This is a genomic window from Bilophila sp. 4_1_30 (genome assembly GCF_000224655.1).
GTDB lineage: Bacteria > Desulfobacterota > Desulfovibrionia > Desulfovibrionales > Desulfovibrionaceae > Bilophila > Bilophila wadsworthia.
The window spans coordinates 1,479,111-1,491,104 of the sequence record NZ_JH114231.1 but is presented as its reverse complement, the minus strand read 5'-3'; the positions used below and the strand labels follow the sequence as shown (position 1 = coordinate 1,491,104).

General features: G+C 61.8%; 10 protein-coding genes. All 10 read left to right on the top strand.

Annotated elements, in window-relative coordinates; genetic code table 11:
• The first annotated feature begins 59 nt into the window (after positions 1-59).
• The 10 genes from HMPREF0178_RS06650 (at position 60) to HMPREF0178_RS06605 (ending at position 11,829) form a co-directional block, all read left to right on the top strand.
• A complete protein-coding gene (locus HMPREF0178_RS06650; RefSeq protein ID WP_039958626.1) occupies positions 60-1,040 on the top strand; it encodes an asparaginase in 981 nt (326 codons plus the stop codon).
• Between the two features lie 295 nt (positions 1,041-1,335).
• On the top strand, positions 1,336-2,472 hold the full coding sequence (locus HMPREF0178_RS06645) for an efflux RND transporter periplasmic adaptor subunit (protein WP_009380069.1): 1,137 nt from the start codon (positions 1,336-1,338) through the stop codon (positions 2,470-2,472).
• A 325-nt stretch (positions 2,473-2,797) separates the two neighbouring features.
• Positions 2,798-5,932: an efflux RND transporter permease subunit gene (locus tag HMPREF0178_RS06640; RefSeq protein WP_009380068.1), complete on the top strand. Its 3,135-nt coding sequence runs from the start codon at positions 2,798-2,800 to the stop codon at positions 5,930-5,932.
• 87 nt (positions 5,933-6,019) lie between these two features.
• Entirely contained in the window at positions 6,020-6,469 is a 450-nt protein-coding gene (locus tag HMPREF0178_RS06635; RefSeq protein WP_005030215.1) for a universal stress protein, read from the top strand.
• Positions 6,470-6,831: 362 nt separating this feature from the next.
• Complete coding sequence (locus HMPREF0178_RS06630) at positions 6,832-7,602, top strand: DUF4198 domain-containing protein (protein WP_009380067.1); 771 nt, start codon at positions 6,832-6,834, stop codon at positions 7,600-7,602.
• Between the two features lie 289 nt (positions 7,603-7,891).
• A complete protein-coding gene (cbiM, locus tag HMPREF0178_RS06625) occupies positions 7,892-8,497 on the top strand; it encodes a cobalt transporter CbiM (RefSeq protein WP_005030218.1) in 606 nt (201 codons plus the stop codon).
• 4 nt (positions 8,498-8,501) lie between these two features.
• Entirely contained in the window at positions 8,502-9,143 is a 642-nt protein-coding gene (locus HMPREF0178_RS06620) for a hypothetical protein (protein WP_009380066.1), read from the top strand.
• Positions 9,143-9,910 carry a cobalt ECF transporter T component CbiQ gene (gene cbiQ / locus HMPREF0178_RS06615; protein WP_009380065.1) on the top strand — a complete coding sequence of 256 codons (768 nt, stop codon included), beginning with the start codon at positions 9,143-9,145 and terminating at the stop codon, positions 9,908-9,910. Before HMPREF0178_RS06620 ends, cbiQ begins: the two co-directional genes overlap by 1 nt.
• Positions 9,903-10,622: an energy-coupling factor ABC transporter ATP-binding protein gene (locus HMPREF0178_RS06610; protein ID WP_009380064.1), complete on the top strand. Its 720-nt coding sequence runs from the start codon at positions 9,903-9,905 to the stop codon at positions 10,620-10,622. Before cbiQ ends, HMPREF0178_RS06610 begins: the two co-directional genes overlap by 8 nt.
• 58 nt (positions 10,623-10,680) lie before the next feature.
• Positions 10,681-11,829, top strand: a complete 1,149-nt coding sequence (locus HMPREF0178_RS06605; protein ID WP_009380062.1) for an iron-containing alcohol dehydrogenase — start codon at positions 10,681-10,683, stop codon at positions 11,827-11,829.
• Positions 11,830-11,994: the final 165 nt, after the last annotated feature.

Below are 11,994 nucleotides of genomic sequence, written 5' to 3'. Positions count from 1 at the left end.
AAAGGCCTTCCTCCCTCCTCCGAGTATCCCTCCCTTTTTCGCCTTCCAAGAAGAGCGACATGGATAATAAAAAAGTAATCGTACTGACGACGGGCGGAACCATCGCCATGAAGCTTGACCCGGCGCACGGCATCGTGCCCGCGGTGAGCGGCGAGGATCTGGTGGCTTCCGTCCCCGGGCTGCGCGAGGCGTGCCCCATTGAGGTTATGGAATTCTCCAATATCCCGAGCCCGCACATGACGCCGAAACGGATGTTCGAACTCGGCAACAAGGTGGAGGAACTGCTCCGCCATGAGGACATTCTGGGTGTCGTGATCACGCACGGCACGGATACGCTGGAGGAAACCGCGTATCTGCTGGATCTCGTGCACAACAGCGAGAAGCCGGTCTGCCTGACCGGAGCCATGCGATCGGCGGCGGAGATCAGCCCGGACGGACCGGTGAACCTGCTGTGCGCCGTGCGTACGGCGGCGAGTTCCGAAGCCCGGGGCAAGGGCGTGCTTGTGGTCATGAACGAGGAAATCCATGCCGCACGCGAGGTCGTGAAATCCCACTCCGCGAATACGGAAACCTTCGTTTCGCCGTTCTGGGGGCCGCTCGGCTATGTGGACCCCGACCGCGTGGTCTTCCGCCGCAATACGCTCGGCAGGCAATCCATCCGTCCGCCGGAGCTGGTGGAGGACGTACACTTGATCAAGTTGGCGAGCGGCTCGGATTCGCTGCTGATCGATTTTCTGGTGGAGCAGAACGTCAGAGGGCTCGTGCTTGAGGCTTTCGGCCGGGGCAACGTGCCGCCCGCCGCATTGCCGGGCATCCGCCGTGCCGTGGAGAAAGGGATTCCGGTGGTCATCACCACCCGGACCATAGCCGGGCGTGTGCTCGACGTGTACGGCTACGAGGGCGGGGCCAAAACCGTGCTGGAGGCCGGAGGGATTCTCGGCGGCGAGACCAGCGGGCCCAAGGCCCGGCTCAAGCTTATGTTGGCCCTCGGCGTGGCGTCGGGCCGTGACGAGCTGGCGGTCTTTTTCGATACGCCGTGATCGATTTCATGAAAAAGACAAACGGGTAAGCTAAAGATGGCGCGGGGCGATTCCGTGTCATCTTTTTTTTGCGGCACGGATCGTGAAGAAAACAGGGCGCAACGGTCCGGAATCGCTGACCCGTGGGCCTCCGGGGTGGAAAAAGCCCCGAATTTTTCCGGGACCCCCCGGGATAGTGGGCTTTTTCATTGTTGCGTCTCTTGCTACACTGCCCCCGTCCTGAAGAAAAACGGGACCCTGGAGAACCCCGTAACTTGCCGTGCCGTACATCGGCAGGATGCCGAGGAGCCTTTTCATGAGCTACCCGAGAGCCCTGACGAGGGCCGTTCTGTGTATGTTGTTGTCTTTGATGCTGTTGGCCTGTGAGGAAGGGGGCAAGGGTGCCCCGGGTTCCTCCGGTCCGCGCGAAGTCGTGATAATCAAACTGGAGCCCCGGCGGGAAGTCTACACGACGGCCCTTGCCGGGCGCATCGCGTCGTTTCAGGTGGCGGAAGTCAGGCCGCAGGTCGGCGGCATCCTTCAGCAGCGTCTGTTTACCGAAGGCGCCGACGTGAAGGCGGGGCAGGCCCTGTATCAGATCGATCCCGCCACGTATGAGGCCGCCTTGGACAGCGCGCAGGCCGCGCTCATGAAGGCCGAAGCCAACGTCACCCCGGCGCGGCTGAAGGCGGAGCGTTTCCGTGAGCTGCTGGCGATCAAGGCGGTGAGCAAGCAGGAGTATGACGACGCGCAGGCCGCGTTCAAGCAGGCCGAGGCGGACGTGGCGGTGAACCGCGCCGCCGTGAAGACCGCCCGCATCAATCTGGAATACACCAAAGTCCGTTCCCCCATTTCAGGACGCATCGGCAAGTCGGCGTTCACGCCCGGCGCGCTGGTGACCGCCAATCAGGCGCAGGCGCTGACCTCCGTGCGCCAGCTTGATCCGGTGTATGTGGATATCACCCAGTCCAGTCAGGATTTGCTGCGGCTGCGCGCTCAATTCACCAATGGGGAATTGCGTTCCGCCGCCGAGGAAGCGCCTGTCCGTCTGAAGCTCGAAAACGGCGCCATGTATCCGCATGAGGGCCGCTTGCAGTTCACGGACGTCAGCGTGGACGAAAGTACCGGCATGGTGTCCCTGCGCGCTCTGTTCCCCAATCCCGAACACATTTTGTTGCCCGGCATGTACGTGCGCGCGGTCATCGCCGAGGGCGTGGACGAAAACGCCTTGCTGGTCCCGCAGCGGGCGCTGCGGCGCGATCCGAAGGGGCAGGCTTCCGTGCTCCTTGTGGACGGCGACGGCAAGGTGGAAGTCCGGCTTGTCGACGTGGGCCGTACCGTGGGCGATTCGTGGCAGGTGCTTTCCGGCTTGAAGCCCGGAGACCGCGTTATCGTTGAAGGCGGGCAGAACGTCCGCCCCGGTATGAGCGTGAAGATCAGGGGCGAAGGATAGCGGGGGAGGCGGAGGGTGCCGGGAGAGGGCGCGTTGTCCTGTCCGTGAGCCTCTGGATTCTGGAGGGCTGGCTGGAGCTTGACTCCCGTTCCGCGTATCTTCCCGCCGCCAACGGTTTTTGAACAATCAATAACAGTCTGGTGATACGGGGAACCCCCCGTCAGCAGGCGTTTCCCGGTGGTTTTCCTTAACGGCCTTTTTTCGGCCAGCAGAGGATGAAAGCTTCCCTTGAGGAAAAGAGAAGGCCACCAGAAGGCTTTTGAGAGCACCTATCCTCTTTTTTGAAAAAGTCCCGTATGTAACCATATAACTTCATAGAGAACTTATGGCACGTTTTTTTATAGACCGCCCGGTGTTCGCGTGGGTTATCGCCATCCTGATCATGATGGCGGGGGGGATTTCGATATTCCGCCTGCCCGTGGAGCAGTATCCGCGCATCGCGCCTCCGGTGGTCACCATCACGGCTAAATATTCCGGGGCCTCGGCTCAGACGCTTGAGGACACGGTCGCGCAGGTCATCGAACAAAAACTGAACGGCATCGACGGCCTGCTGTATATCAACTCCACCAGCGACGCCGCCGGGCAGGTTTCCATCCGGCTCACCTTCGATCCCGATACCAATCCCGACGTGGCGCAGATGCAGGTGCAGAACAAGCTCCAGCTCGCCACTTCGTCCCTGCCGGAAGAAGTGACGCGGCAGGGCATCACCGTAACCAAGGTGGCGGACAGCTTCCTTCAGATGTACGCGTTCGTGTCGTCCGACGATTCCATGAGCGCGGCGGACCTGTGCGATTTTGTGGGTTCCACCATCCTTGATCCCCTGAGCCGTGTGGACGGCGTGGGTGAAGTGTCCCTGTTCGGCGCGCCCTATGCCATGCGCATCTGGCTCAACCCCTCGAAGCTCCTCTCATACAGCCTGACGCCGTCCGACGTGATCAATGCGGTGAAGGCCCAGAACAAACAGGTTTCGCTTGGGGAAGTCGGCGGCAAGCCCATCCGGGACGGGCAGCAGATGAACGTCACCATCAAGGCGCAGAAACAGCTCACGTCCGTTCCGGAATTCGAGCGCATCCTGCTGCGCGTCAATCCCGACGGCTCCGCCGTACGCCTCCGGGACGTGGCCCGTGTGGAACTGGGGCAGGAAAGCTACACATCGTCGGCCCGCTACAACGGCAAGCCCGCGGCGGGCGTGGGCATCAAGCTGGCTTCGGACGCCAACGCCCTGAACACGTCAAACGCGGTGGCGGCCTTTATTGAGGGAATGCGCCCCTACTTCCCGCACGGCGTAGAGGCTGTATCGCCCTACGATACCGTGCCGTTCATCAAAATTTCCATCATCGAGGTGATCAAAACACTGCTTGAGGCTATCGTGCTGGTGTTCGCGGTCATCTACCTGTTCCTCCAGAACTTCCGGGCCACGATCATCCCCTCGCTGGCGGTTCCCGTGGTCCTGCTCGGCACGTTCGGCGTTATGGCGGCGTTCGGGTTCAGCATCAATACGCTGACGATGTTCGGCATGGTGCTGGCCATCGGCCTGCTTGTGGACGATGCCATCGTCGTGGTCGAAAACGTGGCCCGCGTCATGGAAGAGGACGGGCTGCCTCCGCGCGAGGCCACCATCAAGACGATGGGCCAGATCACCGGCGCGCTCATCGGCGTGGCGGCGGTGCTGTCCGCCGTGTTCGTGCCGATGGCCTTTTTCGGCGGCACCGTCGGCGCCATCTACCGCCAGTTCTCGCTGACCATCGTGTCGGCCATGATCCTTTCCGTCGTTGTGGCGGTGGTGCTGACGCCCGTATTGTGCTCCACCTTTCTGAAGCCCGGCCACATGGCCTCGCAGCACGGCTTCTTCGGCTGGTTCAACCGGAGTTTCGACCGGGCGACCACGGCCTACAGAGGGGCCGTCGGCAGGATCATCAAGGTCGGCGGCAGGATGATGGTCATATACTTGGCCATGCTCGTGTGCGCGGGCTGGATCTTGTGGCGTATGCCCACATCGTTTCTGCCCAACGAGGATCAGGGCATCCTGACCGTGGAAATCCAGCTCGGCCCGGGGTCGACGGAAACGGAAACCCTGAAGATCGTGGAACAGGTGGAGCGCCATTTCCTTGAGAACGAAAAGGAAAACGTGCGGGGCATGATGCTGACCCTCGGGCGCGCATCGGGCGGCAAGGGGCAGAGCACCGCGCAGGGGAACATCCGCCTCCGCGACTGGAGCGAGCGCAAAGACCCGGAGCGGCGCGCGCAAGCCATCATCGACCGGGCGAACCGGGCTTTTTCCTCAATCATCAATGCCCGGATATTCGTCTCCGCGCCCCCGGCGATCCGTTCGCTCGGCAACGCCACCGGCTTTGACTTCGAGTTGCAGGATCAGGCGGGGCTCGGGCATGAAGCCCTCATCGCGGCGCGGGATCAGCTGATGGAGCTGGCGCGGCGCAGCCCTCTGCTGCGGAACGTCCGGACCTTCGGGCAGGACGACAGCCCGCAGTTGGAAGTGAGCATCGATCAGGAAAAGGCCGGGGCGTTCGGGTTGTCCCTCGACGCCATCAACGCGGATCTTTCGGCGGCGTGGGGCGGGAAGTACGTCAACGACTTCGTGGACCGCAGCCGCGTCAAAAAGGTGTATGTGCAGGCCGATGCGCCGTTCCGCATGAAGCCCGAAGATTTCAATCGGTGGTATTTCCGCAACGACAAGGGCGAGATGGTGCCGTTCACGTCCATCGGCGAGGCCCGCTGGACGTACGGCCCCATGCAGCTTGAACGCTACAACGGCGTGTCCGCCGTGCGGATACAGGGCCGCGCCGCCGCCGAGATGAGCTCGGGTACGGCCATGCTGGAGATGGAACGGCTGATGAAGGAGCTTCCCGAAGGCATCGGCTACCAGTGGACCGGGATGTCCTTTCAGGAGCGCCTTTCCGGTTCGCAGGCGCCGTTCCTCTATGCCTTGTCCATCTTGGTGGTGTTCCTCTGCCTCGCCGCGCTGTACGAGAGCTGGAGCATTCCGCTGTCGGTCGTTCTGGTCGTGCCCCTCGGCGTGCTCGGGGCTGTGGCGGCGACCGGCGCGCGCGGGCTGTCCAACGATGTGTATTTCCAGATCGGCCTGCTGGCGACCATCGGGCTCGCGGCGAAGAACGCCATTCTGATCGTGGAGTTCGCGCGGGAGTTGTTCCAGCAGGGCGCGAGCCTTGCGGACGCCGCGATGGAAGCGGCCCGGTTGCGCTTGCGGCCCATCCTCATGACCTCTTTAGCTTTCCTCATCGGCGTATTGCCGCTGGCGATAAGTACCGGGGCGGGGTCGGGAAGCCAGAATGCCATCGGGACCGGCGTCATGGGCGGCACGTTCGCGGCAACGGCCCTTGGGATTTTCTTTGTCCCGGTCTTTTTCGTCTTGGTCTTCCGCCTGTTCAACCGGAAGGCTCGGGAAGGCCGGGGAACCGCCGTTCCGAAGGGGAAGCGTTAGAAAATCCGTCCGGCTTGACTTTGGCGCAACAGGAGGTACTGTAAAGATAATCCTGTATTGTCCAACTCGTTACGCTGGAGGCGTCTCATGGAACTGAAGAAGATCCTTTGCGCAGTCGACCTGAAGGACAGCGTCAACCCTGCCGTGGAATATGCGAAGATGCTCTCGGAACTTTCGGGGGCTTCGATTTCGGCTATTTATGTCGTCTCTTCGCGTTCGGCTTATGAGAACCTGCAAGTCCCTGTGGAGGACATCGCCAAGGGGATGCGAAGCATCTGGTCCCGTGCCCGGGGGGATATGGATGCCTTCGTGGAGAAGCAGTTCCCCGGCATGGACGTCAACGGGCTCATCTATGAAGGGCGCCCCGCCGAGAAGATTGTGGAGATCGCCAAGGAACTCGGCGTCGACATGATCGTCATGGGAACCCACGCCCGCGAAGGGTTGGATCGGCTGTTCTTCGGCTCCGTGGCCAATGAGGTGGTGAAGTCCGCCAAGTGCCCCGTGATGACCATCCGGCCCTCCAAGAAGCCCGAGTAGGCACTTCAAAAGGCATTGTCATCAAGAGAGGATCTGGGAAGGTCCTCTCTTTTTCTTTCCGGCGGGTACGAGGGCATGGAACGGGGCAGCGAAGGCGGCGGGAGCGCCTGCATGGGCATGAAGCCGTTTCCGTGAGCGGATTGGGTGCTATGGCTTTGCGTATGGTGCGCATGTGTCTTGGAGACGATGTTTCCGAGCCCAGATTGGCTCATGGATTCCTATACAATTCAAAGTGAAACAAATATAGGACGAAAATCATCGATTCTCTGTTGTTACTTTTCTTTGTATTGTGTTACTCATGGTTTTACGGCGTGAGGCGTGCCCTTTTGGCTGCCGTCGGCCCGACACAAGGAGATTCGGTTATGTGGAAAACGTTTCTGATGAGTTGCATCATGATGCTGTCCGTTTCCGGCGTTGCGCTTGCGCACTTCGGCATGGTCATCCCTTCTGCGGGCACGGTGACGGACAAGAAGGACGCCGACGTCACGCTGGACCTGTCCTTTACCCATCCTATGGAAATGCAGGGTATGCCGCTGGCCAAGCCGAAAGCGGTGCAGGTCATTGCCAATGGCAAGACTGAAGACCTGAAACCCAGCCTCAAAGCCAAAAAAATCGTGGATCACGACGGCTGGACCGCGCAGTATGCGATCAAGCGGCCCGGCGTCTATCAGTTCGTCATGGAGCCGCAGCCGTACTGGGAGCCCGCCGAGGATTGCTACATCGTCCATTACACCAAGGCGTATGTGGCGGCGTTCGGCGAAGAGGAAGGCTGGGATGAGCCCGCCGGGCTCAAGACGGAAATCGTTCCCCTGACCCGTCCCTTCGGCAATTATGCTGGCAATGTGTTTCAGGGGCAGGTGCTGCTGAACGGCAAGCCCGTGCCCGGCGCCGATGTGGAAGTCGAGCTGTACAACAAGGATAAGAAGTACGAAGCGCCCAACGAGTATATGGTGACGCAGGTCGTGAAGGCCGACGCCAACGGCGTCTTCACCTATGCTGTGCCTTTTGCGGGCTGGTGGGGCTTCGCCGCGCTGAATACCGCCGATGAGAAGCTTGATCACGACGGCACGCCCAAGAATGTCGAGCTTGGAGCCGTGCTGTGGGCCGAGTTCGTCGACCCGGTGAAGAAGTAAAAAAAGACAAGCGGGAGGGTGCCGCAGTGGGTGTGGTGAACGCCTGCCGACATGCTCTCCGATTCACCCTGCCTGCAGGGATTGCGCAGGAGGGGAGGAACAGGCGTTCCGCTGTTTCGAGAACTCGGGAAAGCCTGGAACAGGGATTCGTAAAGACGAGCGTTTTTGAAGAGGGAAGGCCGGGCTCCGCGCTGGCTGGTTTGGGGAAGGGAGGGTGAAACTTTTTCCGGAAAGTTTTCGTCTCCTTTCCCCCAATTACTTCCTCGGTAAAACAAATCGAAGGTGAACCATGCATATTTCGGAAGGGGTGCTTTCCCCGGCGGTCCTTGGGGCAGGAGCCGTGCTGGCGGCGGCCGGTATTGTCATTGGGCTGCGGAAACTGGACTACGACAGGCTGATGACGGTGGCGATTCTGGCCGCGGCCTTTTTTGTGGGCTCACTCATCCATGTGCCCATAGGCCCGAGCAGCGTGCACCTCATCCTGAACGGGCTCCTCGGGATGCTGCTCGGCTGGGCGGCGTTCCCGTCCATTTTTGTGGCGCTCATGCTTCAGGCGATCCTGTTCCAGTACGGCGGCATCACCGTACTTGGCGTGAATACCTTCAATATGGCTTTTCCGGCGGTCGTCTGCTACTACGCGTTCCGCCCCATGCTGTTGAAATCCGCACGTCAGCGGATTGTCGGCGCATTCTGCTGCGGGGCTCTCTCCGTCGCCGGGGCCGGGCTGCTGACGGCGCTGTCGCTGAGTTTCAGCGCTGAAGGCTTTCTCCGTACCGCACAGATCTTGTTTCTGGCGCACATCCCCGTCATGATCGTGGAAGGCGTGATCACCGCGCTGGCGGTTTCGTTCATTGCCAAGGTCCGCCCGGAAATCCTGCAATTTTCCAAGGAATAGCGATATGCGTATGTTTCGCCTTTGGTGCATGGCGTTGTGCCTCGTATTCGCCGAAGCCTCGTTCGCTTCGGCGCACCGCGTGAATATCTTCGCCTTTGTGGATGGGGATGCCGTACAGGTCGAGTGTGGGTTCAACAGAAGCCAGAAGGTCAAGCAGGGGACCGTGGAGGTCTTTGACGCAACGACCGGCGCGCTGCTGTTGCAGGGAACCACCGATGATAACGGGGTGTTCCGGTTCCCGGTGACGGCGGAGCTCCGCGAGGTCGGGCACGATCTCAACATCCGGATCATCGCCGGGGAAGGGCACCAGAACGACTGGACCGTGGCCGCCGACGAGCTGGCTTCTTCGGGAACCCCGAAGGCCGTCGCTGTTGCCGCTGCGGAAGTCCCGGCTACCCCGGCCTCCCTTGTCGCCGGACAGGCCGCGCCTTCTGCCGCCGCTCCGGTTGCGGCGGTTTCCGGCGGCGCGACGCCCGCCGAGATCGAGCGCATCGTCGACGCCGCACTGGACGCCAAACTGTCCCCCATCAAACGTATGCTTGCGGAGCAGACGGAAGCCGGTCCGAACCTCCGGGACATCATCGGGGGCATCGGCTGGATTTTCGGGCTGATCGGCGTTGCGGCGTATTTCAGGCGCCGGCCCTGATGTTTGACGAACCTTTTGCCCACGGGCGCTCTTTGGTGCACGCCGTCGACCCCAGATTCCGTCTGGTGGCGGCGTTCGTGTGCGCCGTGTGCCTGGCCGTGGTGCGGACTCCCGAGGCGGCATGGTTCGGGTTTGGCATGGCCGCGCTGCTCCTTGCCCTCAGCAGGCCGCCGATGCGGCCCGTGCTCCGGCGGCTGGCCGTGGTCAATGTGTTCATTGCGTTCCTTTGGCTGACGGTCCCCCTGACCTCGGGCGGAGAGGCGATTGCCGCGTGGGGGCCATTGGAAGTCAGCCGCGCGGGGGTGCTGCTTACCCTGCTCGTGACCGTCAAATCCAATGCCATCGTCATGACGTTCCTCGCACTGGTGGCGACGATGGATTCCCCGACCATCGGCTACGCGCTGGAGCGGCTGCGCTTCCCGTCCAAGCTGGTTTTCCTGTTTCTGTTCACGTACCGTTATCTGCACGTGATCGCCGATGAATGGCACAAGCTGCACGGCGCGGCGCGGCTGCGCGGGTTCGCGCCCAGGACCAACATGCATACGTACCGTACCTTCGGCAACATGCTCGGCATGGTTTTTGTGCACAGCTTCGACCGTTCCGTGCGGGTCTACGAAGCCATGATCCTGCGCGGCTTTTCCGGGCGTTTTCAGTCCGTGACCGCTTTCCGGGCCACATCCCGCGATGCCGTGTTCGCCGTGGCGGCGTTCGCGTGCATGGTTTGCCTCGTGGCCTTTGATCTGTATCTGGAGTTTCCCCGTGGCTGAGCCCATTTTCGCGCTGGAGCATATTTCGTTCACATATCCCGGAGGACGGCAGGTCTTCCGGGATATGGATTTTGCCCTGTACCCTGACCGGAAGATCGGCTTGTACGGTCCGAACGGAAGCGGCAAGACGACGTTTTTCCGGTTGATCATGGGGCTGGCGGCACCGCAGGAAGGCCGTATCCTCTTTCACGGGCGTCCGCTGGAAACGGAAAAGGACTTTCGGGAATTGCGCTGCAAGGTGGGCTTGGTCCTCCAGCACGCCGAGGATCAGCTTTTCTGTCCCACGGTGTTGGAAGACGTGGCCTTTGGGCCGCTGAATCTTGGCTGCACTCAGGACGAAGCCCGGGAGCGTGCTGCGTCCACGCTGGAGCGGCTCGGGCTGGCCGGGTTCGAAAACCGGCTGACGCACCGCCTGTCCGGGGGCGAGAAGAAACTGGTTTCGCTGGCTACGGTCCTTGTGATGGAGCCGGAAGCCCTGCTGCTCGACGAGCCCACCAACGGGCTGGACCCGGAAGCCCGGCAGCGGATCATCGGCGTCTTGAAAACCCTTCCCACGGCCCGTATCATCATTTCCCACGACTGGGACTTCCTGGCGGAGACCTCTTCCGAATACCTGACGGTTGAGGGGCAGCATTTCACGGACGCCGCGCCGTCGCACGCTCATGCCCATATGCATGTGCATCCTCTTGGCAACAAACCGCACGAGCACTGAGAAGCCCTTCGCACAACGGTGCCGCACGTCAGGGCCGCGGCATGAAAACGGGGGAAATATGTGGAACTGGTTCTCGCCGAAAGGCATCGTCTTTGGGGAGGGAAAAGCCGCTTCAACGGGTTTGTTCGCCAGGCAGTGGGGGAGGGGCCGGGCGCTCGTGATCACGGGGCCGTTCCTGCGGCGTTCAGGCGTTGTGGAACCTGTGCTCCAGTCCTTGCGTGAGGCGGGGCTGCTCGGCGCGGTTTTTTCGGATATTCCGTCCGAACCCACCGACCGCCATGTCAGGGAGGCGCTTGGCCTGTTCCGAAGGGAACGGTGCGGGACCATCGTGGCCTGCGGCGGGGGAGGGCCCATCGACGTTGCCAAGGCCGTGAGCCTGCTCGACGCCAACGGCGGGGCTGTCCGGGATTACGCGGGCGTGGGCAGGGTGCCGCATCCCGGCGTTCCGATCATCGCCATTCCGACGACGGCGGGTTCGGGGAGCGAGGTTTCGGGAACGACGATCATCACCGAGGAAGCCGCCCACGAGAAACTGCTCGTCATTTCCATGTATCTTGTCCCGGAAATCGCCATCCTCGATCCCCTGCTGACATACGGTATGCCTCCGGCGCTGACGGCGGCCACGGGCGTTGATGCCTTGACCCATGCCATCGAATCCTGCGTATCCCGCAAGGCTACTAAACTGACCATCGACTTTTCCTTGCGGGCTGCGGGGAGGCTCGCCCGGTTCCTGCCCGTGGCGTTCGCCAGCCCGGACGATGCCGAAGCCCGGCGCGAGTGCCTGCTTGGTTCGCTGGAGGCGGGCATTGCCTTTACCAACAGTTCCGTGGCGCTGGTGCACGGCATGGCCCGCCCGCTTGGGGCGAAGTTCGGCATCCCGCACGGCGTGAGCAACGCCGTTTTGCTGGAGGCGATCATGAGGTTTTCGCTTCCCGGCGCACAGGAACGCTATGCCCGGCTGGCGGAAGCGATGGGGGTGGTTCCGGCGGGAACGCCTTTGGAAACGGCGCGGGCCGGGCTCGGCATTGTGAGCCGGCTGGTGCGTGAGCTGCATATCCCCCGGCTGCGTGACTTGCTTTCCCGCGAGGCGCTGGATGCCCAGCTCGACGCGATGGTGCGGGAAGCCGTTGCCAGCGGAAGCCCCGCCAACAATCCGCGTCCGGCATCGCCCGAAGAGATCGCGTCACTGTACGGGGAGGCTTTTTAGAAAGGCGTTTCCGGGAGCTGTCCAGCCCCGGCAAGGGAAGGGTTCCCTCATATCTTCAAAACGGTTTCCCTGGGGCTATACCGCCAAGGAAACCGTTTTTTTCAGGCAAAGGAGTCACCACTCTGTTGCCTCAGGGAACGCTGCGAACAGGGATTCAATAAACGT